General features: G+C 57.9%; 24 protein-coding genes. All 24 read left to right on the top strand.

Translation table 11 applies throughout. The features are described from left to right. A partial coding sequence (gene fusA / locus Q0D41_RS09655; RefSeq protein ID WP_294378631.1) for an elongation factor G occupies nt 1-1557 on the top strand: 1557 nt, incomplete at its 5' end. Between the two features lie 34 nt (nt 1558-1591). After that, nucleotides 1592-1900, top strand: a complete 309-nt coding sequence (rpsJ, locus tag Q0D41_RS09650; protein WP_009304899.1) for a 30S ribosomal protein S10 — start codon at nt 1592-1594, stop codon at nt 1898-1900. A gap of 12 nt (nt 1901-1912) precedes the next feature. Then, nucleotides 1913-2533, top strand: a complete 621-nt coding sequence (rplC, locus tag Q0D41_RS09645; RefSeq protein WP_114616161.1) for a 50S ribosomal protein L3 — start codon at nt 1913-1915, stop codon at nt 2531-2533. A 29-nt stretch (nt 2534-2562) separates the two neighbouring features. Then, on the top strand, nt 2563-3189 hold the full coding sequence (gene rplD / locus Q0D41_RS09640; protein ID WP_114616162.1) for a 50S ribosomal protein L4: 627 nt from the start codon (nt 2563-2565) through the stop codon (nt 3187-3189). After that, entirely contained in the window at nt 3189-3473 is a 285-nt protein-coding gene (rplW, locus tag Q0D41_RS09635) for a 50S ribosomal protein L23 (protein ID WP_114616163.1), read from the top strand. The genes rplD and rplW overlap by 1 nt, the downstream gene beginning before the upstream one ends. A 380-nt stretch (nt 3474-3853) precedes the next feature. Then, entirely contained in the window at nt 3854-5458 is a 1605-nt protein-coding gene (locus Q0D41_RS09630; RefSeq protein ID WP_294378548.1) for an ABC transporter substrate-binding protein, read from the top strand. 343 nt (nt 5459-5801) lie between these two features. Next, a complete protein-coding gene (locus tag Q0D41_RS09625) occupies nt 5802-6758 on the top strand; it encodes an ABC transporter permease (protein ID WP_294378545.1) in 957 nt (318 codons plus the stop codon). 1 nt (nt 6759) lies between these two features. Then, nucleotides 6760-8781 carry a dipeptide/oligopeptide/nickel ABC transporter permease/ATP-binding protein gene (locus Q0D41_RS09620; RefSeq protein ID WP_294378543.1) on the top strand — a complete coding sequence of 674 codons (2022 nt, stop codon included), beginning with the start codon at nt 6760-6762 and terminating at the stop codon, nt 8779-8781. After that, nucleotides 8781-9611, top strand: a complete 831-nt coding sequence (locus tag Q0D41_RS09615) for an ABC transporter ATP-binding protein (RefSeq protein ID WP_294378541.1) — start codon at nt 8781-8783, stop codon at nt 9609-9611. The genes Q0D41_RS09620 and Q0D41_RS09615 overlap by 1 nt, the downstream gene beginning before the upstream one ends. Nucleotides 9612-9916: 305 nt before the next feature. Further along, nucleotides 9917-10837 (top strand): dihydrodipicolinate synthase family protein, encoded by a 921-nt coding sequence (locus Q0D41_RS09610; protein ID WP_294378539.1) that lies wholly within the window; start codon nt 9917-9919, stop codon nt 10835-10837. A 201-nt stretch (nt 10838-11038) separates the two neighbouring features. After that, entirely contained in the window at nt 11039-12022 is a 984-nt protein-coding gene (locus Q0D41_RS09605) for an ROK family protein (RefSeq protein ID WP_294378536.1), read from the top strand. 10 nt (nt 12023-12032) lie between these two features. Continuing rightward, nucleotides 12033-12710 (top strand): N-acetylmannosamine-6-phosphate 2-epimerase, encoded by a 678-nt coding sequence (locus tag Q0D41_RS09600; RefSeq protein ID WP_294378533.1) that lies wholly within the window; start codon nt 12033-12035, stop codon nt 12708-12710. 339 nt (nt 12711-13049) lie between these two features. Continuing rightward, complete coding sequence (locus Q0D41_RS09595) at nt 13050-13949, top strand: fumarate hydratase (protein ID WP_294378531.1); 900 nt, start codon at nt 13050-13052, stop codon at nt 13947-13949. A 2-nt stretch (nt 13950-13951) separates the two neighbouring features. After that, complete coding sequence (locus Q0D41_RS09590) at nt 13952-14500, top strand: FumA C-terminus/TtdB family hydratase beta subunit (RefSeq protein WP_294378528.1); 549 nt, start codon at nt 13952-13954, stop codon at nt 14498-14500. Next, nucleotides 14487-15257, top strand: a complete 771-nt coding sequence (tmk, locus tag Q0D41_RS09585) for a dTMP kinase (protein ID WP_294378525.1) — start codon at nt 14487-14489, stop codon at nt 15255-15257. Before Q0D41_RS09590 ends, tmk begins: the two co-directional genes overlap by 14 nt. Beyond that, complete coding sequence (locus Q0D41_RS09580; protein WP_294378522.1) at nt 15257-16387, top strand: ATP-binding protein; 1131 nt, start codon at nt 15257-15259, stop codon at nt 16385-16387. Before tmk ends, Q0D41_RS09580 begins: the two co-directional genes overlap by 1 nt. Next, entirely contained in the window at nt 16380-17822 is a 1443-nt protein-coding gene (ricT, locus tag Q0D41_RS09575) for a regulatory iron-sulfur-containing complex subunit RicT (RefSeq protein WP_294378519.1), read from the top strand. Before Q0D41_RS09580 ends, ricT begins: the two co-directional genes overlap by 8 nt. Before the next feature lie 54 nt (nt 17823-17876). Next, nucleotides 17877-19379: a nicotinate phosphoribosyltransferase gene (locus Q0D41_RS09570; RefSeq protein ID WP_294378517.1), complete on the top strand. Its 1503-nt coding sequence runs from the start codon at nt 17877-17879 to the stop codon at nt 19377-19379. A gap of 216 nt (nt 19380-19595) precedes the next feature. Continuing rightward, a complete protein-coding gene (locus tag Q0D41_RS09565) occupies nt 19596-20525 on the top strand; it encodes a DegV family protein (RefSeq protein WP_294378514.1) in 930 nt (309 codons plus the stop codon). 34 nt (nt 20526-20559) lie between these two features. After that, nucleotides 20560-21513 (top strand): radical SAM protein, encoded by a 954-nt coding sequence (locus Q0D41_RS09560; protein ID WP_294378512.1) that lies wholly within the window; start codon nt 20560-20562, stop codon nt 21511-21513. Between the two features lie 131 nt (nt 21514-21644). Continuing rightward, nucleotides 21645-23126 carry a threonine synthase gene (gene thrC, locus Q0D41_RS09555; RefSeq protein ID WP_294378509.1) on the top strand — a complete coding sequence of 494 codons (1482 nt, stop codon included), beginning with the start codon at nt 21645-21647 and terminating at the stop codon, nt 23124-23126. Then, entirely contained in the window at nt 23123-24007 is an 885-nt protein-coding gene (gene thrB / locus Q0D41_RS09550; RefSeq protein WP_294378506.1) for a homoserine kinase, read from the top strand. The genes thrC and thrB overlap by 4 nt, the downstream gene beginning before the upstream one ends. Before the next feature lie 77 nt (nt 24008-24084). Beyond that, entirely contained in the window at nt 24085-25551 is a 1467-nt protein-coding gene (locus Q0D41_RS09545) for an aspartate kinase (protein WP_294378502.1), read from the top strand. Then, nucleotides 25544-26569 carry an aspartate-semialdehyde dehydrogenase gene (locus tag Q0D41_RS09540; RefSeq protein WP_294378499.1) on the top strand — a complete coding sequence of 342 codons (1026 nt, stop codon included), beginning with the start codon at nt 25544-25546 and terminating at the stop codon, nt 26567-26569. Before Q0D41_RS09545 ends, Q0D41_RS09540 begins: the two co-directional genes overlap by 8 nt. The last annotated feature ends 24 nt before the right edge of the window (nt 26570-26593 follow it).

The following is a 26593-nucleotide window of genomic DNA, read 5'->3' as shown; positions in this document are numbered from 1 at the left end:
ACCATGACCGCATGGGACTTCAAGGCCGACGACAAGGGCATGACCTACCCCGAGCCGATGGACGCCATCCCGGCCGAATTCGCCGACGATGCCGCCCTGTATCGCCAGGAGCTCGTTGACGCCGCCGCTGACTGCGACGACGAACTCATGGAGAAGGTCCTCATGGACGAAGAGTTCTCCGTTGAAGAGCTCAAGGCTGCTCTGCGCAAGGGCGTTATTGATTGCAAGATCAACCCCGTGTTCGTGGGCTCCGCCTACAAGAACAAGGGCGTTCAGGAACTCCTCGACGCTGTCGTCGATTACCTGCCTGCCCCGGGCGACGTTCCTGCCATCAAGGGCACCAACCCCAAGACCGGCGAGGAAGACACCCGCGAAGCCGACCCGAAGGGTCCCTTCTCGGCTCTGGCCTTCAAGATCATGACCGACCCCTTCGTTGGTAAGCTCACGTACCTGCGTGTGTACTCGGGCAAGCTTGATTCCGGCTCCTACGTGGTCAACGCCACCAAGGACAAGAACGAGCGTATCGGCCGCCTGCTGCAGATGCACTCCAACCAGCGAGTTGACATCGACACCTGCGCCGCTGGCGACATCGTTGCCGTCGTTGGCCTGAAGAACACCACCACGGGCGACACCCTGTGCTCCGAGGATGCTCCTATCATCCTCGAGTCCATGGAGTTCGCTGATCCTGTTATCGACATTGCTGTCGAGCCGAAGACCAAGGCTGAGCAGGACAAGATGAGCCTCGCGCTGCAGAAGCTGGCTGAAGAGGACCCGACTTTCCGTGTGTCCACCAACCACGAGACCGGCCAGACCATCATCGCTGGCATGGGCGAGCTGCACCTCGAGATCATCGTTGACCGCCTGCTTCGCGAGTTCAAGGTCGAGGCAAACGTCGGCAAGCCGCAGGTTGCTTACCGCGAGCGTCCGGGCCACGAAGTGCTCGGCGCCGAAGGCAAGTTCGTGCGTCAGTCCGGTGGTCGCGGCCAGTACGGCCATGCGGTCATCAACATGTACCCGCAGGAAGCTGGCAAGGGCTATCTGTTCGAGAACAAGATCGTCGGCGGCGTTGTTCCCAAGGAATACATCCCCGCGATCGACAAGGGCATCCAGGAAGCGCTGCATGCTGGCGTTCTGGCTGGCTACCCGGTCGAGGACGTTCGCGTCGAGCTCATCGACGGTTCTTACCACGAAGTCGACTCCTCCGAAGCCGCCTTCAAAGTTGCTGGCTCTATGGCCATCAAGGACGCTCTGCGCAAGTCTGACCCGGTCATCCTCGAGCCTGTCATGGCTGTCGAAGTCGAAACTCCCGACGAGTACACCGGCTTCGTCATGGGCGACATCCCGAGCCGCCGCGGCATGATTCAGGGCCAGGAGCAGCGCAACGGCGCTGTGGCCATCTCCGCGAAGGTGCCTCTGGGTATGATGTTCGGCTACGCCACCGACCTGCGTTCTGGTACGCAGGGCCGTGCGACGTACACCATGCAGTTCGATTCCTACGAGCCCGTTCCCAAGAACGTGGCTGCGGATATTATCAGCAAGGCCGGCGGCAACGCCTAATCGGCGAACCGCTTAATTCATGGAGGAAATGAAAGTGGCTAATCAGAAGATTCGCATCCGCCTGAAGGGCTACGACCATGAGATTGTGGATCAGTCCACCAAGCTCATCGTCGACACCGCCCAGAAGACCGGTGCCAAGGTTTCCGGACCTATCCCTCTGCCCACCGAGCGCAACCTGTACTGCGTCGTCAAAGGCCCGCACGTCGACAAAGACTCCCGCGAGCAGTTTGAGATGCGCACGCACAAGCGCCTGATCGACATTCTCGAGCCCACCCCGAACACGGTTGATTCGCTGATGCGCCTCGACCTCCCGGCTGGTGTCGACATCGAGATCAAGCTGTAAGGAGTGCATGAGATGATCAACGCTATCTACGGCAAAAAGATCGGTATGACTCAGATCTTCAACGAGGACGACCAGGTTGTGCCCGTCACCATCATCGTGGCTGAGCCCAACAAGGTTTGCCAGGTGAAGACCGCCGCTACCGACGGTTACGAAGCTGTTCAGCTTGGTTTTGGCGCCATCAAGCCCAAGAAGATCACCAAGCCCATGGGCGGCCATTTCGCCAAGCTCGGCACCGAGCCCGTTCGCTACCTGCGTGAGGTTCGCGTCGAGAATGCTTCCGAGTACAAGACCGGCGACCTGCAGACCGTTGCAGCTTTCGCCGACGTGAAGAAGGTCGACGTCACCGGCACTTCCAAGGGTAAAGGCTTCGCCGGCGTTATCAAGCGCCACGGCTTTGCTGGCGGCCCTGGCGGACACGGTGCTCACTTCCACCGCGCTCCCGGTTCCATCGGCCAGTGCGCCACGCCTTCCCGCGTCTTCAAGGGCGTTCGCCTTCCGGGTCACATGGGCTGCGACACCGTTACCGTGAAGAACCTCGAGGTTGTTCGCGTTGACGCTGAGCAGAACCTGATCCTCGTGAAGGGCGCCGTCCCGGGCGGCAAGAACGGCATCGTTCGCGTCCGCATGGCCTAGTGCCCCGCTTTATTAGGAGAAACACCACAATGGCTACTATTGACATCAAAGACGTCGCGGGCAAGACGGTTAAATCCGTCGAGCTGAACGACGCCGTGTTCGGCATCGAGCCGAACATCCACGTGATGCACACGGTCGTGCGTGCCTATCGCGCCGGCCTGCGTCAGGGCACTGCTAACACCAAGACCCGTGGCGAAGTTCGCGGCGGCGGCAAGAAGCCGTGGCGTCAGAAGGGCACCGGTCGTGCCCGCCAGGGTTCTATCCGCTCCCCTCAGTGGGTTGGCGGCGGCACCGTGTTCGGTCCCCACACCCGTTCTTACGCGTTCCGTGTGAACCGCAAGGAAGTCAAGCTTGCTATGCGCTCCGCGCTTTCCGCTAAGCTGGCCGACGAGCAGCTCACCGTGGTTGACCAGTTCGCCTTCGAGGCTCCTCGCACCAAAGATGCGAAAGCTTCCATGGAGGCCCTGGGCTTCGACAAGGTTCGTGCTACCGTTGTTATCGCTGACGACGACGTGAACACCTTCCTTTCGTTCCGCAACCTCGAGAACGTCAACATCATTCCCGTCTCGGCCGCCAACACCTACGAGCTCGTCGACAACAAGCAGCTCGTTCTGACCGTGGCCGCCCTGGAACGCCTCGAGGAGGTGCTTGCATAATGAAGGATCCCCGCGAGGTCATCATTCGCCCGGTTATCACCGAGCACAGCTACGACATGATGAACAAGAACACCTACACCTTCGAAGTCGCCAAAGACTCTAACAAGGTTGAGATTCGCCAGGCCATCGAAGCTATCTTCAATGTGACCGTGACGAAGGTGAACACCCTGAACGTCAAGTCGAAGCCGAAGCGCGTTCGTATGCAGCCGGGTCGCACCCGCACCTGGAAGAAGGCCATGGTTACGCTGAAAGACGGCGACACCATCGAGCTCTTCAACGCATAAACTCTTTTGAAGAATCGCCCTTAGGCTTTTCGACAAACGAGCTCAGCATGCTTTATTGAAAAGGCTGGCCGAAAGGCCGGCCTTTTTTTGTGCCGTTCGTGCGGCCATAAATGCCGCTCACCGCCGAAAGCACCCTTAAATATTACAAGTCATTTACCCACGCCTGAAACGCTTAGAATTTGGGGTATTCTACTCGTCGGCTTGAAGAGGAAAGGGCATTGCGCATGGGGAGCGATGCATTCGTGCTGGGCTCGGGCAGGGTTCTTGTTTTTGAATTTTGCCCGCGCCTTACTTGCACGGCCTCCAATATGAGCCGTGGGCGCTTCGATGCTTTGCTTGGAAGGTTGGGCATCGACTGTACCTTTTCGAAAGGGAGGATCATGGAAAACTCGTTTAACCTCGATCGCCGCACGTTCGTTGCTGGCTCCGCTGTGGCTGCTGCCACCGTTGGTCTGGGCCTTGCTGGTTGCGGCGGCGGAAGCGACGCTGGCTCCGAAGGCGCTACCGGCTCCACCGCGACTGCGGCTGAGGGCGGCACGCTGACCGGCGCTTGCTCTTACACGTCTACCAACGTGAACCCCATTGGCAACAGCTCTGCTCTGATGCTTGCTGCTACCTGGCATGTTTTCGAGGGCCTGTACGACCTCGACCTGCACACCTACAAGACCTACAATGCCCTGGCTGCTGACAAGCCGGTCAAGGTTTCCGAAACCGAGTACGAAGTTGCTCTTCGCGACGGCGCTAAGTTCTCCGATGGCACCGCTGTTACCGCAGCCGACGTCGTGAACGCCTTCGAGCTCAACATGGCCGACGCCACCTACGGTGCGTTCCTTTCCTTCATCGACGCCGTTGCCGAGAAGGACGACACTACCGTCACCTTCACGCTGAAGTACCCCTTCGAGAGCCTGCTCGAGGGTCGTCTGTCCGTCGTTAAGGTTTTCCCGAAGAGCCTTACCGAGGATGACCTGAAGACCAAGCCCATCGGCTCTGGCCCGTGGATGTACGACACCATCAATGGCGACGACGGCGGCGAGATCGACTTCCTGCCCAACGCCAACTACAACGGCGAGCACAAGGCTACCGCCGGCAAGATGCAGTGGTTTATCCAGCTCGACGAAACCGCCCGTACCACCTCTCTGCAGGAGGCCACGGTTCAGGTTATGGAGAACGTTCCCGACGCCAACGCCGACCAGCTTTCCGCTGCTGGCGCTACCGTTGAGTACGTTCAGGGCTTCAACCAGCCGTTCCTTATGTTCAACACGCTGAAGGCTCCCTTCGACGACTATCGCGTTCGTCAGGCATTCTTCTACGCTATCGACGTTGACAAGCTCATCAGCAACCAGATGGCTGGCCATGCGAGCAAGGTTACCGGCTTCCTGCCTAAGGACCACAAGAACTATCACGAGGCCAAGACGGTGTACACCTATGACACCGAGAAGGCTAAGAAGCTGCTCGAAGAGGCTGGCGTGAGCGACCTCTCCTTCAAGCTCCTCACCAACAACAACTGGGTCAAGGGCCTCGCTGCTCAGATTAAGAATGACCTCGAGGCGGCTGGCGTTAAGTGCGAGATTCAGGAAGAGAAGATCAACTGGTCCGCTCTCGCCGAGTCCGACTCCGTGCTTGACTACGACGTCATGCTCACCCCTGGCGACCCAACCTGCTTCGGCAACGACCCCGACCTGCTCATGAGCTGGTGGTACGGCGACAACACCTGGACCCGCGGCCGTTCTTGCTGGGCTAAGGCTGCCGATGGCAAGTGGAAGGAACTTCAGGAGCTCATGCAGGAGGCTCGCGAAGAGGCCGACGAGAAGGCTCAGCAGGAGCTGTGGAACCAGTGCTTCGACATCATCGCCGAGTACTGCCCGCTGTACCCGCTGTTCCATCGCGAGGTTGCAACTGGCTACTGGGCCGACAAGATCGCAGGCTTCAAGCCTATCGCGACCACGGGCCTGGTCTTCATCGACGCTTCTGCTGCTGCCAACTAACGCAGGGAAGTCATCTGATGTTTTTAAGGAACGCGCTTCGGCGCGTTCCTTTTTTTGTTATCGAAACGTCGATGTGCGGTTTCCATGGCGAAAACTTGAATTTGAAGGTAAATAAACCGTCCGCTCGCGCTTGAAAACTGCCGTTTGCCGTCGAATTTACTCCGTCTGCGGGGGAGGGGTTTCGACTTCGAATTCATCCCAAGAAAACAGCGGTTCTTATTCATCGGTGAGCGGCCTTTTCTGTATAATCAATAAGTCTGTTCTCTTGCCTTTGACGGGGAAGCGCAGGCTTGTTCTTTAGGGAAGCGGGCAATGCCCGCATGATTGCGAAAGGGGGAACACGGTGAGCAACCTCCTCAGATTGATTGGCCGACGTTTGATCGCTCTGCCAATCATGATCATCGGCGTCACTATCCTCGTGTTTTTCCTCATGTCGCTTTCGCCGATCGACCAGGCGTATTCGGTCCTTGGCGAAAATGCGTCAGAAGCTCAGGTCATTCAGTATCGTGAAGAGCATGGCTTGAATGATCCTGTGCTTGTGCAGTACGGCAACTTCATGGTCGGCCTTGTTCAGGGCGACCTTGGCACCTATGGCGCCAACAACGCATCGGTCACCGACCGCGTTGCGCAGGCTCTGCCGGTTACGCTGCAGCTTACGTTTATGGGTCTTATCATCGCGGTGGTTCTCGCGACCATTCTCGGCATTGTTTCTGCTGTGTATCGAGACAAATGGCCCGACCAACTTATCCGCGTGTTCTCAATCGCGGCTATCGCTACGCCCTCTTTCTGGCTGGCGGTTCTCATGATTTTGCTGTTCTCGTCTATGCTGCATGTGCTGCCCGCGTCTGGTGCGCTGCCCAGCTTTGCGCAAGACCCGGCTGGCTGGCTCGCCCGCATGGCGATGCCCGCTATCGCACTGGCTATTCCCGTCACTGGCCAGCTCACTCGTGTTATTCGTACTTCTATGGTCGAAGAGCTCGATAAAGACTACGTGCGCACCGCGCTTGGCGCCGGCATCCCGAAGGGTGTCGTTATCGGCCGCAACGTGCTGCGCAATGCCCTTATTACGCCCGTTACCGTTCTTGGCCTTCGCATTGGTTACCTTATCGGCGGCGCGGTCGTTATTGAGGTCATTTTCAACCTGCCCGGCATGGGTATGGCCATTCTGTCCGGCATTCAGTCCAACTACACCATGCTCGTTCAGGGCGTCGTGTTGGTTGTTGCCGTGACGTTCATCATCATCAATATCGTGGTGGATATGCTCTATATCCTGATCGATCCGCGAATCAGGACGGTGTAGCATGGCAGCTCAACTTCGAGGAAACCTCACTAAGAAAATGGAAGACGGCGCCGGCAAGGTGCACTTCCGTCGCTGGAGGGCAATGTCCATCGGCGCGCGCATTTCTCTTGTCGTGCTCGTCGCTGTCGTGCTCGTCGCTTGCCTCGCGAACTTCATTGCGCCGCATGATCCGTTGGCGATCTATACCGCCCGTCAGGCTCCTGATGGGGAATTCCTCTTCGGTACCGACGACAAGGGCCGCGACGTTCTTTCGCGCATGATGTATGGCGCGCGTTACTCGCTGACTATCGGTCTTGGCGCTACCGCGTTCGCGCTTGTGTGCGGTTCCATCATCGGCTCGCTTGCCGCCGTTTCGCGCAAGTGGATCTCTGAAGTCATTATGCGTATCCTCGACATCATCATGTCGTTCCCGGGTATCGCTTTGGCCGCTACGTTTGTCATCGTTTTCGGCAACAACCTGCCTTCGCTGATTTTCGCCATTGGCTTCTTGTACATTCCCCAGATTGCCCGCATCGTTCGCGCGAACATCGTGAGCGAATATGGCAAAGACTACGTGCGCGCTGTTGTCGTTTCCGGCGCTCGCGCCCCGTGGATTCTGTGGAAGCACGTTGTGCGTAACTGCATCGCGCCGGTTCTGGTCTTTACCATCGTGCTCGTGGCAGACGCAATCGTTTTCGAGGCTTCGCTTTCGTTCATCTCTGCTGGCATTCCTGAGCCTACCCCTACGTGGGGCAACATTCTCGCTGACGCTCGTGCCGGCGTGCTTGCTGGTCGTTGGTGGCAGGCGTTGTTCCCGGGCTTGGCCATTATGATTACGGTTCTGTGTCTGAACATTCTTTCTGAGGGCATGACCGACGCCATGGCCGCCGCCCCGAAGGCCGCCATCAAGGCAAGCGACTCCGACCTGAACAGCGACCGCGAGGCTGACCGCCTTGTTGCTAACCCCGTGCTCGCGTACCAGGCCCAGGCAGCCTCTTTGGAGGAGCGCTTGGCCCAGCTTAAGATTGTCGAGAACCAGCGTACCGACCGTGCGGCATCGAACATTACCGCAGAGCCTATTCTTGAAGTGAAGAACCTCTGCATCAAGTTCCCGCGCCATGGCGATGTGAACGTCGTCGACAACGTGAGCTTCAAGGTTCGCCCCCATCAGACCATGGGCCTGGTCGGTGAATCGGGCTGCGGCAAGTCGATCACGTCCCTTACCATCATGGGTCTGCTCGATCCCAAGGCTCAGGTGTCTGGCGAGATTCTGTATCAGGGCAAGAACCTGCTCGCAATGTCCGAGAAGGAAAAGAATCAGCTTCGCGGCCGCGAAATTGCCATGATTTATCAGGACGCGCTCTCTTCGCTGAACCCCTCGATGCTGATCAAGACCCAGATGAAGCAGCTCACCAAGCGTGGTGGCACCCGCTCTGCCGAGGAGCTGCTTGAGCTCGTTGGCCTGGATCCGAAGCGTACGCTCGACTCCTATCCGCATGAGCTTTCTGGCGGCCAGCGTCAGCGCGTTCTTATTGCTATGGCGTTGACTCGCGACCCGAAGGTCGTTATCGCCGACGAGCCCACCACTGCTCTTGACGTTACGGTTCAGAAGCAGGTCGTCGATTTGCTGAAGCGTCTGCAGAAGGAACTCGGTTTCGCAATGGTCTTCGTGAGCCATGACTTGGCGCTCGTCGCTCAGGTCGCGAACTCCATTACCGTTATGTATGCGGGCCAGGTTGTCGAGCAAGGTTCGGTGAACGATATTCTTACCAACCCGATTCACGAGTACACCCGTGGCCTTCTGGGCTCCGTACTTTCGATCGAGGCCGGTTCGGGTCGCCTGCATCAGGTCCCCGGCTCCGTTCCTTCGCCGAAAGACTTCCCGAAGGGCGACCGTTTCGCTCCTCGCTCGAGCCATCCCGACCTGCATTCGGACGTTCGACCGATTCTCAAGCACGACGGCACGTCAAACCATTGGTATGCCGAGCTGCCTGATGAAGAAATGAAGCGCCTTGGACTTACGCCGTACGGAGGTGAGCAGTAATGACCGAAACCGCGAATGCGAAAGAGCAGACGCCTATCATCTTTCTCAATGATATTCGTGTAGTGTTCAATACGCGCACGGGCTCCATTCTGCATCCCAATAAGGTAACCGCCGTTGATGGGCTCACCATTAAGCTCATGCCTGGCGAAACCATCGGTATTGTCGGCGAGTCTGGCTGCGGCAAGTCCACTACGGCGAATGTTATGTGCGGCCTGCAGGCTCCTACGTCTGGCAAGGTGTACTTCAAGGGCGCCGACGTCACGAAGCGCACGGCCGATATGCGCAAGACCATCGGCCGCGTTATTTCGGTTGTCTTCCAGGATCCTGCCACGGCGCTGAATGCCCGCATGACCGTTCATGATCAGCTGCTTGACCCCATGATCGTTCACAACGTTGGCACGAAGGCTGAACGCGAGGCGCGTATTAAAGAGCTTATTGAAATGGTCGGTCTGCCGAGCTCCGTTCTTGAGGCTTTGCCTGGCCAGATGTCTGGCGGTCAGCGTCAGCGCGTTGCTATTGCCCGTGCTCTGTCGTTGAAGCCTGACGCCATCATCGCTGACGAGCCCACTTCGGCTCTCGACGTTTCGGTTCGTGCTCAGATTCTGAACCTGCTTACCGACCTGAAGAAAGAGCTGGGCCTTTCGATGGTGTTCATCAGCCATGACATTCAGACGGTGCGCTATATTTCCGATAACATCATCGTCATGAACAAGGGTAAAGCGGTTGAACGCGGCACCGCCGCCGAGGTGTTCAACAACCCGAAGGACGATTACACTCGTTTGCTTCTGGGCGCTGCTCCCTCTTTGCTCCATCCCGATTTGGGTCAATAACCCTCAACGGAGATTTATGGAAAGCGTCGCTCGAAAGGGCGGCGCTTTTTTCATGTTCTGCCCAGGTTCCTATGGCATCGTCTGCGTTCATACTGGTTTTATTCATAAGTTGAACGCAGCCAGCCGAGCGCATAGTGAGCGAAGCGAACGGTAGCGAGGCGTGGTGCCATGGGAACCTGGGCAGAACATGCAGAGGGACGAGCTTTCTTTGTTCTTGGGCTGAATTTGCCGCTTACTGCTTGACGCGTACCGACCAGGGCTTACAATTTTGATGTTTGCTGTATCCAACAGAAAAGGGTCTTCTCATGACTGAAAGCAAATTCCACGGCGTTATTCCTCCTGTGGTCATTCCTTTGACCGCCGAGCGTACGCTTGATCTTGAGGCTCTCGAGCGCTCGATCAACCGCATGATTGACGCAGGTGTTGATGGCCTGTTCTTCTTGGGCTCCTCGGGCGAGGTTGCCTTCCTTACCGACGCTCAGCGCTATCACGTGCTGCAGGAGGCCGTTGCCATGGTTCATGGCCGCGTCCCCGTTCTTGCCGGCATCATCGATATGGAGACCCTGCGCGTGGTCGACCAGGCCAAGCGTGCTACGGGCTATGGCGTTGACGGTCTCGTCGCGACTGCTCCGTTCTATGCTTTGGGCGGCCCCAAGGAAACCGAGCGCCACTTCCGCGCAATTCGCGAGCAGACCGATCTGCCGCTGTTCGCCTACGACCTGCCTGTCTGCGTTCACACGAAGCTCGATCCCACGATGCTCGTTCGCCTCGGCGAAGACGGTGTTATCCAGGGCGTTAAAGACTCCTCGGGCGACGATGTGAGCTTCCGCTGGTTGTGCCTCGAGAACGAAGATGCTGGTCATCCTCTGCAGGTCTTCACTGGCCACGAGGTGTGCGTCGATGGCGCTTACATGGCTGGTGCCGATGGTTCTGTGCCGGGCCTTGCCAACATCGACCCCTACAGCTACGTTGAGCAGTGGAAGGCCTTCCAGGCTGGCGATTGGGAGAAGGTCCGTCAGATTCAGGATCACCTCGCTCGCTTGATGTTCGTGACTCGCGTCGTGAAGGCGACCGTCGGCTTCGGCGCTGGCGTTGGCGCGTTCAAGACCGCTCTGTGGCAGATGGGCGTGTTCAACACGAATCAGATGCGCGAGCCTGTTCAGGCTCTCGAGGGCGAAGACGTTGCAGCCATTCGTGCGGTTCTCGAGCAGAACGGCATGCTGTAGTTTTGTTGCGCCGTCCTTACGGGCGGCGCTTCTTCGTTTGAGGCGTTATGGCGCTGTGCGGCCGCGAGGCGCATCAGCTTGTCCTTGGTTCGGGGCGACCGTGTAAGAAATACATGTGGCTCCCCGATGGACAATCTGGCACGTCTCGTGGCCGTTTGCTGTTTAGCGCATAGGCGGCCTGGTTAGAACGCATGGTTGCTTTTGCAGGAATCTCTGGTCGTGGTGCTTGCGCGATCAGAGTCGTTTGGAGGTTTTCCTTTGGAATATCCATTCAGCGTTGTTGCTGTTGATGTGGGCGGAACGAAAATCGCGTGTGCCGTCGTGCGTTATGAAAACGCCGATGCCGCGCCCGTTATTCTTTCGAAGCGCTCAATTCCTACCGATGCGCAGCAGGGTGGGGAAGCCGTGCTTGCGCGCATTCTCAATCTAGCCGATGACGTGCGCGGCGAGGCACTTTCTTGTGACGAAAGCGTCGTGGGCGTTGGCGTTGCGACGGCCGGTCGCGTCGACGTGAATACGGGCAATATCGCCTTTGCGAATGAAATCATGCCCGGATGGTTGGGCCAGCCGCTTGGCGATGCGCTGCGCGAGCGTTTCGAATGTCCGAGCGCCGTACTTGGAGACGTGCAGTCGCATGCGCTCGGCGAGGCGCGCTGGGGTGCAGCGCGTGGTGCGCAGACAGCCGTTGTCATGGCGCCGGGCACGGGCCTTGGCGGCGGTATTATTTGCCATGGCAAAATCGTGCGTGGCAAGCATGGCTTCGCGGGCGAAATCGGATCGACAATGAATACCTTGGATGCCGACGATGGCAATCTTGAGTCGGTTGCGGCAGGCAGCGGCATTGAGGCGCGCTATTATGCCGCATGCGGCGTTCATCAAACTGGTGCCGAAATCTCTCATCGCGCGCAGCTTGGCGAAGATATCGCGCGTCAAACCATCGAAAATGCGGGCCGTGCTCTTGGCTTGGCCCTTGCTGGCTGGACGAATATCTTTGATCCTGATATCGCCGTGGTTTCCGGGTCCGTTACGAAAGCTGGCCCCATTTGGCGCGACGCGATGGTGTCGGCGTTCAAAGAGCGCACTCCGGGCGTTCTTGCTGATTTGCCTATTGTCGATGCGTCGCTCGGCGATAATGCTCCGCTTCTTGGAGCTGCGGAAAACCTGCTGGACACTTTGAAGAACTAGGAGACGGGCAATGGATCCCATTATTGAACAACTTAAAGGCAAGCTTATCGTCAGCTGCCAGGCTTATATGGGCGAGCCGCTTCGCCATCCTGAAACCATGGCGCAAATGGCGCGTGCGTGCGAGCTGGGCGGTGCGGGCGGCATTCGCTGCCAGGGCCTTTCCGACATCTCTGCCATCAAGGGCCGCACCGAGGTGCCCGTCATTGGCATTTGGAAAGAAGGGCACGAGGGCGTCTACATTACTCCGACCCTGCGCCATGCGCGTGCGTGCGTCGCGGCTGGCGCCGACATCGTTGCTATCGACGCCACCGATCGTCCTCGCCCCGATGGCAAGGCTCTGGAAGATACCGTGCGCCCGCTGAAGGAAGAGGGCGTGCTCGTGATGGCCGACTGCTCAACCATTGAAGACATTCGCCACGCTTTCGCCATCGGCTGCGATATTGCCTCTACGACGCTTTCTCATCCTGGCGCCGCTATCGATTGCGGTATGGCTGACGGCCCCGATGTGGCGCTGGTCGCTCAGGCTGTTGCGGAGTTCCCCGACAAGCCCGTTATCTGCGAAGGCCGCGTGCATACGCCCGCCGACGCGAAGGCTGCGATGGATGCGGGTGCGTGGGCGGTCGTGGTTGGTACCGCTATCACGCATCCCACGAGCATCACTTCCTGGTTCGTCGACGCGGTGGAGTAGTACCTTTTGCGCCGAGGTGCGGACGTGTGATTCCTCTTCGATTTCGCTCCGTCTGGAGCCACAGCGAGCTATCGTTCGCCTTCGGCTCGCTATGCGCTCGCTTGGCGGTGTTTCATTTTAGAATGAAGGGCAAAAGTTAACACCGACGGCTTCCATGCGCAGCGAAATCGGAGCTTAGCCGCTTCGCTTTGCGTCTCGCGTCCGCGCCTCGGCGGTGCAGCAGCTTTACGTTTCTGCGGTGCTGGACGACGGCTCGGGAAAGGCCGGATAATTTCGCGCATCTTATATAGCCTGCATTCGTCGAAGTTTATTCGTCGGGTGCGGGCTATACTTGTCTTTATGGATACTATGAAACTCATTACTAAACAGGCCGTGGCGAAAGCCGTGTATGAGGCCATCCCCAATATCGCATGCGTGCTTCCGTGCGACGTGAAACGCTCGCTTGCGGAAGCACGAAAGGCCGAGGGCGAATCGCGTGGCGCGCTCGTTCTTGACCAGCTTCTCGAAAATGCGGAAATCGCCGAGCGCGATTGCGTCCCCATTTGCCAAGATACGGGAACATGCTGGGTCTGCCTTGAGGCGGGTCCCGATGTGCTCGTGCCAGGCGACGTGTTTGCGGAAACCGACGATGCGGTTGCTCGCGCATATACCGAAGCGCTTCTACGCAAGAGCGTCGTGCGCGATGCGTTTTTCGATCGCGCGAATACCAGCGACAACACGCCCGCTTTCACCGATGTTCATTTCAGCGAAAAGCCTGGATGCAGGCTGCATGTGCTGTTGAAGGGCGGCGGATCCGATAATGCTTCGCGCGTTGTTATGCTGCCGCCGGGCGCTGGCAAGCAGGGCATTCTCAATGAAGTCATGGATTGCGTTCGCCACAAGGCGGCAAATGCGTGCCCGCCGCTTGTGATTGGCATTGGTATCGGGGGCACGTTCGATAAAGTCGCTGGCATGGCCAAATCGGCGCTCCTGCGCCCTGTCGGCTCCTCCGCGAAGGACGAACGTACGGCGGAATTGGAAAACGAGCTGCTCGATATGGTGAACGCGACGGGCATGGGCCCTGGCGCCCTTGGAGGCAAAACGCTGGCGCTCGCTGTGCATGTGAACACGGCGCCGTGCCATATCGCGGCTTTGCCGCTCGCCATCAACATGGGCTGTTCCGCCATGCGCCGCGCCACGTTTGAGTTTAATGCGCAGACTGGTGTGTTCGAGCGCGTTAATGCGGAAATGGGGGAGTAGGCATGTCCGAGTCGATGAATTCTCCTCTGGCATTGGAGCTGCCTCTTTCCCGCGAGGCGCTTGCCGCCCTTCGCGCCGGCGATGCCTGCACGCTTTCGGGTGTCATGTACACGCTGCGTGATGCCGGCCATATGCGCTTGCTCGACGAGCTGCGCGAGCAAGGAAGCCTTCCGTATGATTTGGAGGGCGCCACGATTTTTTACGCGGGTCCCACGCCTCCTGCTGCGGGGCGTCCTTTCGGCGCGGTTGGCCCCACCACGGCATCGCGCATGGATTTCGCTGCCCCCGAGCTGCATCGGGCGGGCATTGCCGCCACGGTGGGCAAGGGCGTGCGCAGCCAGGCCGTGATTGATGCATGCGTTGAAACCGGTTCGATCTATTTCGTTGCTACGGGCGGCGCTGCGGCGCTTTTGGCCCAGCGTGTTGAATCTGGCGAGGTCGTTGCATATGACGACTTGGGCACTGAGGCTTTGCGACGCATCGTTGTGCGGGACTTTCCCGTCTTCGTAGGCGTCGATGTGAAGGGAAGTTGTATTTATGACCTCGAATAAGGCCGGTCAATCCCGCGGCGTCTTCGTTTCGTTCGAAGGCGGCGAAGGTGCGGGTAAAACGACCCATATTCGCTTTTTGGCAGAAACGCTCGAAGCACGCGGCTTTGAAGTGGTGCGTTTGCGCGAGCCGGGTGGAACCGCTATAGGCGATAAGCTGCGCAGCATCGTGCTCGATCCGGGCAATGCCGCGATGTGCGATGCGTGCGAGCTTCTTGTGTACGAAGCGGCGCGTGCCCAAATCGTTGAAGAGGTCATTAAGCCGGCGCTCGAGCGTGGTGCTGTGGTTTTATGCGATCGCTTCTTCGATTCCACGACGGCGTATCAGGCATACGGCCGTGGGCTCGATGCCGATTTCGTGAGGCGCGCCAATTTGTTCGCATGCCAGGGCATTGTTCCCGATAGGACCATTCTGCTCGTTCCGCCCTCGACGAAAGACGGCTTGGTTCGCGCGACGAAAAACGATGGCGCCGATCGCCTTGAATCTGCGGGGGTTGAATTCCATGAGCGCGTGCGCAACGCGTTCGCTGAAATCGCTGCCGACGATTCGGCGCGCATTCGCACGGTGCATTCGGCCGATAAGAAGTCGAAAACGTCTCGGGCTGTATTCGCGGAACTCGCTGATATTTTCCCATTTATGGAAGAACTGCTCGAGGATGAATCGGGCGCGTATTTTGCACCGCTCGACATCAAAAAGCCCCATACGGGAAAAGCGACGTTTGCCGCTCCCGTTTCGCATTCGGAAAACGGGGCTGAATAATGTCTGACGTCTTCGACGGCATTTTCGGGCAGCCCAAGGTTCGCGACTTCTTGCGCGCGTGCGTGCGCGGCGATCGCGTGAGCCATGCGTATTTGTTTACGGGGCCCGCTGGTTCGAATAAAACGGCGGCGGCGTTCGCGCTTGCGAAAGCCATCGTGTGCGAGGGCGACCCATGCTCTTCGTGCGAGGCGTGCTCGGCAGACACGTGCCGCCGCGTCGATCGCAAATCCCATCCCGACGTGCATTATCTTGCGCCGGAAGGTGCCCAGGGCTACGTCGTCGAACAAATTCGCGAACTTGTCGCCGATTCCCAGTTGGCTCCGCTTGCTGGCAAGCATAAGGTGTATATCCTCGACCGGGTCGATTCGCTTGGCACGTCGGCCGCGAACGCGTTTTTGAAGACGCTCGAAGAGCCTCCTGACGACGTCACGATTATCTTGCTTGGTCGCACGCGCGAAGCCGTGCTGCCGACCATCGTGTCGCGCTGTCAAGTTGTGCCGTTCCGCCATATTCCGGCGAGCGAGGCGTCGGGCATTCTGGCCCAGAATACGGGTTGCACCCTTCCCGAGGCCACCATTGCCATTCAGGCGGTGGGCGGCTCCATCACAAAGGCGGCTCAGTTTTTACGCTCCAAGGAGCGAGGCGTGTTCCGCACGAAGATCATAAGCGCCATGGGCTCTCTTTTGCGCGCAGATGACCTCGATATTCTTGAGTATGCACGTGATTTGGTTTTGGCATCCAAAACGCCGCTCGACGAAGTGCGTCGTGAACAAGAGCGCGATTTGGAAGAGAAGGCTGAATTCCTGCAGGCTTCGGCCCTTAAGCAGCTTGAAGCTCGTCAGAAGCGCGCCATGAGCGCGGCGTCCATGGAATTGTTGCGCCAAATGTGCTCGATAACTCGCGCATGGCTTCGCGACGTGGGAGTATGCTGTGCAGGCGACGATTCTCTCGTCGTCAACGTCGATGTGGCTGCGTCTATCCATGACGCCGCTGCCCGCACTACGCTCGAGCGCGTTACGCGCGCGCAGGAATGCGTGAGCGCCTGCGAAGACGCCATTTCGTATAATGTTTCTCCGCAAGTGAGCATCGAGTCGATGCTTTTCGAGATAAGAGAGGTTCTCTATGCCTAACGTCGCTGCCGTCAGGCTTACCTATAACCCTCGGGTATTGTGGTTCGATCCCAATGGAATTGAATTTTCCGCGGGCGATGCGCTCATCGTGAAAACCGAGCGCGGCCTTGAATACGGGGTGGCCGACGAAAACCTGAAAGAGGTTTCCGAAGACGCCATCGCGAAACTTAAAAGCCCCCTGAAGCCCGTGATGCGCAAGGCCACGTCCGAAGATTCCGCGAAATGGGCGAATCTTCAGGCCCAGGCCGAAGAGGCGCTGCCCGTTTTTAAGGAAATGGTCGAGCAATACAAGCTCGATATGCATCCCGTGACCGTCGAATTCCTTTTCGATGGCGACAAGGCGATTTTCTACTTCGAAGCAGATGAGCGCATCGATTTCCGCGAACTCGTACGCGCGCTCGCTGCGAAATTCCACGTTCGAATCGACATGCGTCAAATCGGCGTGCGCGACGAAGCGCGCATCGTCGGCGGTTTCGGGCATTGCGGTCAGGAGCTGTGCTGCGCTCGCTTGGGCGGCCAGTTCAATCCGGTGTCTATTCGCATGGCGAAAGACCAGGATCTGTCGTTGAACCCGCAAAAGATCTCGGGCTTGTGCGGTCGTCTCATGTGCTGCCTTCGCTACGAGTCCGATACCTATAAGGAATTCAAGTGCCATTGCCCCAAGCAGGGGTCAATGGTGAAAGTGCCGGGCGGCGAAGCGAAGGTCGTTGAAATCAACGTGCCTCGCGAAACCGTCACGCTGCAGGTCGAAGACAAGCGCGTGCGCGTTCCCGTCTCCGAGATGGGCGTCGACAAAAAGTCGGGCAAGCCGAATTCTGTTTCCGCCGACGTGCTTGAGGCCGCCATCAATGCCGCGAATCCGAATATGCAGGTTGCGGAAATCGTCGATCGTTCGATTTTCACGGGCACCGATAAGCTCGCCGAAGCGCCCGTGGCGCGTCATAACGAGAGCTCCCGCAAATCGCGCAAGGCCGAAGCCGACGAGGACCAGGGCCGCACTTCGCGCCGCCGCCGTCGTTCGCGCGGCGCTTCCTCGCAAGCTCCTGTTGAAGAGAAGCGCGATTCTCAGCGCAAGCAGCATTCTCGCAGTGAAGCCGCAGGTGGCGAGGATCAGCAGAAGCAGGGCCAGGGCCGTGTGAAACGCCGCAGCTCGCAAACCGCCCAGGGTTCGAAACGCCGCGATGGCCAGGCTCCCCAGAATACGCAGCCTAAGCGTTCGTCCGATAAGCCGCAGCAGCAGAAAAACCGCGGCGCGGCGCAAAAACAAGATAAGCCTAAACAGCAACGCCGTCCTGGGCAACGCTCCTCGGGCCTGTCTCAAACGAAGGCTCAAGGCGCGCAACAGGCTCAGGCAAACGAAACCTCGACGCATAGGCGTCCTCGTCGTCGCACGCATAAGGCGCAGGGCGGCGAGAGCCAGAACCGCGGGCAATAACCCAAAATGGGACAGGAATGAGCTCCTGTCCCATTTTTTGAAAGGAGTATCAAGATGAAAACCCTCGACGAGCCAACCGTCGAAAACGGAACGCCGCGCTTGGCGTATGGGCTGCTTACCGACTTGTACCAGCTCACGATGGCGCAGGGGTATTGGGAAAATGGCAAGCTCGACGAGCAGGCGTGCTTCACGGTTTTCTTCCGCGATGCTCCTTTCAAAGGCGGCTTTGCCATTGCGTGCGGCATGTCTCAGCTCGCGGAAATGATCGATGGGTTCGAATTCACCGAATCCGATATCGAATACCTGGCCGGGCTCAACGCGCCCGGCGGCGGCAAGCTCTTCAAGGCGGAGTTCCTTGAATACCTTCAGGCCCTGAAGCTTTCTGTGGACATCGACGCGGTGCGCGAGGGCGAGGTCATTTTCCCGATGGAGCCCATCGTTCGCGTCATGGGCCCCATTCTTGAATGCCAGCTGCTCGAGACCGCGCTTTTGAATTGCGTGAACTTCCAAACGCTTATCGCGACGAAAGCGGCTCGCGTGTGCCTTGCCGCGAAAACGCCTGTCGCGGAATTCGGTCTGCGTCGCGCGCAAGGCGCTGGCGGTTCGCTGTGGGCGAGTCGCGCTGCGGTTGTCGGCGGATGCGCCTCGACTTCCAATGTGCTTGCGGGCAAGCTCTACGGCATTCCCGTTTCGGGCACGCATTCTCATTCTTGGGTTATGTCGTTCGACAGCGAGCTTGAGGCGTTCCGCGCGTACGCGAAGTGCTTCCCCACGAACTGCGTTCTGCTTGTCGATACGTACAACGTGAAAAAGGGCATTGAAAATGCCATTACCGTGGGTCTTGAAATGCGTGAGCGTGGGGAAAAACTTGCCGGCATTCGCATCGACTCGGGCGACCTTGCATGGCTTTCTCGTTATGCGCGTGAGCGTCTCGATGCGGCGGGCCTTACTGATTGCGGCATCGTGCTCTCGAACGATTTGGATGAGTATACGATTGAATCTATTCGTGAGCAGGGCGCGAGCGTCATGAGTTGGGGCGTTGGCACGAAGCTCGCAACCGCGTATGACCAGCCAGCGCTTGGCGGCGTGTACAAGCTCTCGGCGACGAAATCGCCGAGCGAATCGAAATGGAAGGCTCGTCTCAAGGTAACCGAGATGTCGAGCAAACTCACGCTTCCGGGCGTTCTCGATGTGCGCCGTTTCTTCTTCGAAGATGGTCGCATTGCGGGCGACATGGTTTTCGACGTGAATGAACCGGTGAATGCCGAAGATAAGATTATCGACCCGTCCGACTTGCTTCGCCAGAAATCGCTTGCGGGCCTTGCGAGCGAAACGCTGCTCCGCCCGCTTTCGCGTGACGGCAAATCGGTGCTCGCCGCCGAAGACCGTTGCGCCATGGCGGCGCAGGCGCGTGCGAAAGAAGCCCTTGGGAAGCTTGACGAATCGCAGAAACGCTTGTTGAACCCGCATACGTATCCCGTGGGCCTGGAAGAGGGCATGTGGCATCGTCGTGCGGCGCTTGTGGCAGAACTCCGCGGCCAAAAAATCGGTTGGTAAGATTACTCGTTTCATTTCGAGTGCGGAATACTAAGGCGGCATTGGGTTTTTGGCTCGATGCCGCCTTTTTGCGTCGTGGGCTTTGGCACGCTCGCCGTAAGTGACAATTTGATTCCTTTTTGACAAAGCGACGCCAATGCTGCCGTGACCTGATATAGTTCGTCTGTCAAAGTATTGCGCGTAAGGAGCGCGGAATCGCTTTCAGAAAGGCCAAGAATGACTGCGAAATGCAATCTTATTATCGACTCGTGTTGCGATTTGCCGCTTGATATGGTGCAGCGCGAGGGCGTGTATCTTGTTGAATTCCCGTTCCTCTTCGATACCGAGCAGCATCTCGACGATTTCGGCGCGAGCATGCCGGCCAAGGAATTTTATGACCGTATGCGCAAGGGCAATTTCCCTACGACGTCCCAAATCTCCATTCCCGCTTACACTGAGGTGTTCGAGCGCGCTGCGCAATCGGGCATTCCTACGGTGTACTTGAGCTTCTCGTCCGCGCTTTCGGGCAGCTACAACGTGTCGTTGCTTGTGCGTGATCAGCTTCAGGAAAAATACCCCGATATGCAGCTGCACATCGTCGATACCAAGCTTGCATCTGTTGCGGAAGGGGCGTTGGTGTATGAGGCCCTGCGTCAGCGCGATGCGGGCCTTACGGCTGAAGAGCTCGTCGAATGGGCCGAAGAGGCGCGCTACTTCCTTAATATGATGTTTATGGTCGACGACCTTGAATCGTTGCGACGTGGCGGCCGCATTCCCGATGGCGTTGCTGCGGCGGGCGCGAAACTCGACGTGAAGCCCATGCTTACCATCGATTTGGAAGGCAAGCTCACTCTGAAGGGCGTGGCTCGTGGGCGCAAAAAAGGCATTCGCCAGCTCGCTCAGTTCTACCTCGATAAGGTTTCCCAGGATGGCCCTTCGGGCGCTATCGTGACCGGCAATGCCGATTGCCCCAAAGATCTTGAGCGCATGCATGAGCTTATCGCGAAGGAGCAAGAAGATGCCATGTTCCTCGATTTGCATGTTGGTCCCGTTATCGGAACCCATGTGGGACCCGATATGATCGCAATCGTATTTTGGGGACAAGACCGCCGTGAAGACCTTTCGGTGGCCGATCGCATCGCGCGCAAAATCAAGGGCGGCGCCTAGGCTGTTGATTGGTGCGCCCGATAACAAATTATGCATGGAAGAGGCCGCTCTCTCGACGGCCTCTTTTTCTGATGCCACGATTTCCTTGCTTGAACATTGCTCGCTCTGCCCTCGTGCCTGTGGCGCGAATCGCGTAGCGGGTGAGCGGGGTGTGTGCGGCGCGGCAGATGAGCTGCGCATCGCCCGAGCAGCCCTTCATTTTTGGGAAGAGCCGCCGATTTCGGGCGAAGCGGGCAGCGGGGCCGTTTTCTTCTCGAATTGCCCGCTGCATTGCGTGTATTGTCAAAACGAGCCTATCGCGAACGGCAGCTGCGGCGTCGATGTGAGCGTGCGTCGTCTCGCGCGCATTTTTTTGGAATTGCAGGACCAAGGCGCACTCAACGTGAACCTCGTAACGCCTACGCACTATGTGCCCCAAATCATTGAAGCGGCGAAGCTTGCGCGAGAAGCGGGGCTTACTATCCCGTTCGTGTACAACACTTCGGGCTACGAGACCCCTCAAACGATCGCCTTGCTCAATGGGCTCGTCGATACCTATCTGGTCGATTTCCGCTACATCGAAGCCCATACGGCGCGCAGCTATTCAAAGGCTCCAACGTACCCCGAGTTCGCGAAGGCGTCGCTCGATGCCATGGTGAAACAGGGCGTGCGCGTTATCGTTCGCGTACTGCTGCTTCCGACGCACTTGGAGGAAACCAAGCGAATCGTGCGCTATGTGCATGAAATGTATGCCGTGCAGGAAACGATCGGCCAGCTCAAGCTCTCTCTCATGAGCCAATACACGCCCATGGGAACGTTTCCGTTGCATCCCGAACTTGAACAGAGGGTCGACCCCGATCAGTTCGAGGAACTCCTTGATTATACCGACGATATCGGGTGCGACGATTATTTCTGGCAGGAGGGGGGTGCTGCCGAAGAAAGCTTCATTCCCGATTTCGCCTCGAATGAAGGCGTTTTGGGCCCTGAACTCGCTTTGGGCGCCGAGTAATTCGCCATGTGTGGCCTTGATTGCCGGCTGGCCGTTTACCGCTGGTGAGCGGTGTATTTAACAAAGCTGTAATATTGCATTGCCCGCGCTTGGTATGCTAATGCGAATTAAACCAAACGAAAGGGCGGCATATGACTTCGATGTATCACAGCACTCGACACGCCGATGCATGCGTATCCGCGAAACGCGCGGTGCTCAACGGCCTCGCCTCTGATGGCGGCCTCTATGTTGCCGATGCGCTGGGCGAAACGAAAATCGACCTCGAACGCGTTGTGGCGAATACCTACCGTGAAAATGCCGCGTATATTTTGGGCACGCTGCTCGATGACTATTCCACTGAGGAAATTGATTCGTGCGTCGAGGCTGCATATAAAGGCACCTTCGAAACCGACGACGTTGCTCCCGTGGTGAAGGTCGGCGACGCATTCGTGCTCGAGCTTTTCCGCGGCCCGACAAGCGCATTCAAAGATGTTGCGCTGCAAATGCTTCCTCAGCTCATGAGCCGCGCCGCCCAAGGCGCGGGCGAAAAAATCATGATCCTCGCTGCGACGAGCGGCGATACGGGCAAGGCTGCTTTGGCAGGTTTCGAGAATACGCCTGGGCTGGGCATTACCGTGTTCTACCCGCATAACGGCACAAGCGAAATTCAGCGTTTGCAAATGGTCACTCAGGCCGGCGATAACGTCGCCGTCGCGGCTGTCGAGGGCAATTTTGACGATACCCAAAGTGCCGTGAAGCGCATTTTCGGAGACGAAGCCCTGCGTGAGCGTCTTGCGGCGAAGAATACGGTGCTTTCAAGCGCGAACTCCATTAACATCGGCCGTTTGGCCCCGCAAGTCGTGTATTACTTCGATGCGTATGCCCAGCTCGTTCGTGCGGGCGAGATCGCATGCGGCGACGCCGTCGAGTTCTGCGTTCCCACCGGAAATTTCGGCGATGTTCTTGCTGGGTATTTTGCGAAGCGCATGGGCCTTCCCGTTGGCAAGCTTATCGTGGCGAGCAACTGCAACAACGTGCTCTCCGATTTCCTTACCGAGGGCGTGTATGACCGCAATCGCGAGTTCTTCAAGACTATTTCTCCTTCGATGGACATTTTGATTTCGTCGAACCTTGAACGACTTCTGTACTATGCAAGCGACGGCGCCGCTGGTTTTGTTGCGGGCCTTATGGACGACCTTGCGAAAACGGGTCGATATCAGGTGCCCGACGAGGTGCTTGCGCGCATTCAGGAGGCGTTTGCCTGCGGCTGGGCGAGCGACGAGCAAGCCGAGGCCGCTATGAAGGAATGCTACGAAGCCACGGGCTACGTGCTTGATCCCCATACGGCGTGCGCATGGCATGTTTCGAAGATGCATCCCCATACCGAAGGCGTTCCCCGCGTGGTGCTTTCCACTGCGAGCCCGTATAAGTTCTGCCATGACGTGTGCGAGGCGCTGGAGCTGTCTGCGCCTCAAGACGATTTCGCCTGCATGCGCGAACTTGAAGGCGCGAGCGCGACGAAGGCGCCCGCCGCTTTGGCTGCCCTCGAAAACGCCGACGAGCGTTTTGGCGACGTGATCGCGGTCGGCGATATGCCTTCTTACGTTGAAACGAAATGCGGTGAGTTGCTGTGAGCGTGAAAATCACGGTGCCGGCTACGTCGGCGAATCTTGGCATTGGCTATGACTGCCTTGGTATGGCGGTTTCCTTGTATTCGGAATTCACGTTCGAGCGTGCTGACGAGCTGCAAATCTCGGGTTGCCCCGAGAAGTATCGCAACGAGAATAACCTCGTGTACCGAAGCTTTGAGCTTGCGCTTGCGCACTGGGGTGAGGAGCCGTTTCCCATTAAGTTGCATATCGATGCGGCGATTCCCGTTTCGCGCGGTTTAGGTTCCTCTTCGACGTGCACGGTTGCGGGCATCATGGGCGCTGCGGCGCTTACGGGCCGCATTGTCGGTCGCGCCGAGGCGGTAAGCATCGCGACCGAGATGGAAGGGCATCCCGACAATGTCGCGCCCGCCATTATGGGATCGCTCGTGTGCTCGTTTACCCCTCAGGGCGAATTGCCGAATTGCATTCGCTACAACGTCAACCCGAATCTGCGTTTCGTCACGGTTATTCCGCCTTACGAGGTGAAAACTGAAGAGGCGCGCAAAATCGTGCCCCAGGAAGTGCCCTTGTCTACCGCCGTGTGGCAAATGGGCCGCATCTCCGGCCTTACGCGTGGTTTGGAATCGGGCGACGTGCGCCTTATCGCGGCCGCCTGCGACGATAAAATCCAAGAGCCCTATCGTCGTGAGCTTATTCCCGATTACGATGAGGTGCGGGAGGTTTGCCTGAACGGCGGCGCGGCTACGCTGTGGATTTCCGGCTCTGGCTCCACGCTCATGGCCGTAACCGATGACGGCCTGGTTGCGGAAAGCCTGCGAGCGCGCCTTCAGAGCATGCACCCCGATTTCCAGGTGCATGTGCTTGAGTGTGACACCCAGGGAGTGCGCATTCAGCTTGCTTAACATTCAAGCGCGTCGAGGGGCATGTCCTCTCGGCGCGCTTTCTTATTTCGGCTTGGGCGCCCAAAAGGGCACCACATATGGTGACTTCTGGCCGTCTGCCGAAAGAGCTTGCGCTTTTGCGTGCTAAAGTGGCATCATCGATTTTACATGTACTGCGCATCGAAGGTAGTTCTATGATCAAGATTACGAAGTTCGGCGGCTCGAGCGTGAGCTCTGCCGGCCAATTTAAAAAAGTCAAGGCAATCGTCCAGGCCGACCCCTCTCGTCGCTTTGTCGTCGTGAGCGCCGCTGGCAAGCGTGACAAGTTCGACAGCAAAATTACCGACTTGCTGTACTTGGTGAACGCTCACCTGCAATACCACGTGACGTGCGATGACCTTCTGGGCACTATCGGCCAGCGCTTCTGCGAAATTGCCAAAGAGTTGAATCTGAGCTACCCCATTTCCCAGGAATTCGGCATTTTCCGCGAGCTCGCGAAGCGTGGAGAATACACGCCTGAGTACATCGTGAGCCGTGGCGAATATTTCACGGGCCGTATGATGGCTGAATATCTGGGCTTCCCGTTCGTCGATGCTGCCGACGTCATTACGTTCCGCCCCGATAGCTCTATTGATATGGATAAGACCGCCGAAAAGCTCAAGGCCGCGATTGGCGAAGAAAAGTGCTTCGTGCTTCCTGGCTTCTACGGCGCAACGGAAGATGGCAAAATCAAGCTGCTCGACCGTGGCGGCGGAGACATCACCGGCGCTATTGTGGCGCAGTGCCTGGGCGCCGATTTGTATGAGAACTGGACCGACGTTTCCGGCTTCCTTACCGCCGACCCGCGTATCGTCGATAATCCGAAGTCGATTTCGCGTATTACCTACGCTGAGCTTCGTGAGCTTTCTTACATGGGTGCAAGCGTGCTGCACGAAGAGGCTATTTTCCCGGTGAAAGATGCCGGTATTCCGCTCGTGATCAAGAATACGAACGCGCCCGATGACCCGGGCACCGTGATTTCCGAAGAAACCGAGCCCGGCATGGCTGAGCCTCTTATCACGGGTATCGCCGGCAAGAAAGATTTCATCGCGATTCACGTGAAAACGAACCATATGTCGAGCAAGGTCGGATACATTCGCAAAACCTTGTCGATTTTCGAGCGCTATCGCGTGAGCATCGAACACATTCCCACGGGCATCGACTCGTTTGCCGTGGTGGTGCAGGGCGGCGATGTGAAAGATTGCCTGTATTCCATTGTTGCCGATATTAAGAGCGAGCTCGAGCCCGACGAAATCAAAATCGTCGATAGGCTTGCGCTTATTTCCACGGTCGGCCGCAACATGCCGAGCCGTCCGGGCACTTCAGGTCGATTGTTCGGCGAGCTGGGCCACGCGGGCATCAACATTCGCATGATCGCCCAGGGCTCCGAGGAGCTTGACATTGTCGTTGGCGTCGATGTTGACGATTTCGAACGCGCCATCCGCGTTATTTACGGCGCGTTTGTCGATAGCGACGATAACATCATTACCGTTGAGGAAGCCGAAGAGGAGGCGACCAATGAGTAGCTACAACGTCGGAATTCTAGGTGCGACGGGCGCTGTGGGCCAGCAGATGCTCGAGTGCTTGCAGGAGCGCGATTTCCCTGTCGCCGATTTGAGGCTTTTCGCGAGCGCGCGCAGCGCTGGCAAAACGGTTGAATTCAAGGGCGAAAAAGTCGTCATTGAAGAAGCCACCCCGCAGTGCTTCAAGGGCTGCGATATCGTTTTGGGCGCTGCCGGCGACGATATCGCCAAGGAATTGCTTCCGCATGCTGTGGAAGCGGGTGCAACAGTCATCGATAATTCGCATGCGTTCCGCATGGACGAAGATGTGCCGCTGGTCGTCCCTGAAATCAACGGCGACGATGTGAAATGGAATAAGGGCATTATCGCGAACCCGAATTGCGCCACCATTATCGGTCTTGTTCCCACGTGGCCGCTTCACCAGGTTGCGGGCGTGCAGCGCATGATCGTGAGCACCTATCAGGCGGCGAGTGGCGCGGGCGTGCCGGGCATGCGCGAGCTCGAGGCGCAAATTGCGGCGATGGGCAAGGGCGAACCCATGCCCGAGCCCAGCGCGTTCGCCGCTCAGCTCGCAAGCAACCTCATTCCTCAGATTGGCGGCTTTAAATACGAGGGCTTCACTTCGGAAGAGATGAAGCTTCAGAACGAAGGCCGCAAAATCATGCATCTTCCTGAGCTTCGCGTGAACTGCACCTGCGTTCGCGTGCCCGTTCTTCGTTCGCATTCCGAAAGCATTACGCTCGAATTCGAACGCGACATCACGCTCGAGCAGGCCCGCGAGGTTCTTGCATCGGCTCCTGGCGTAAAGCTCGTTGATGACCGAGATGCCGCCGATGCGCACGACCGCTTCCCAATGCCTATCGACACGAGCGACCAGGACCTTATTTGGGTTGGCCGCATGCGTCGCGATATTTCGAACCCCAATGAATCGCGCGGCATCACGTTCTGGTGCTGCGGCGATCAGATTCGCAAGGGTGCCGCGACCAATGCGGTGCAAATTGCTCAGCTGCTCGTAAAGTAGTTGTGGTACACTAACCAATGTTGT

The sequence above is a fragment of the uncultured Slackia sp. genome (genome assembly GCF_934630525.1).
Taxonomy (GTDB): Bacteria; Actinomycetota; Coriobacteriia; order Coriobacteriales; family Eggerthellaceae; genus Slackia.
The sequence above is the reverse complement of the archived record's forward strand: the minus strand, read 5'-3'. Positions and strand labels throughout refer to the sequence as shown.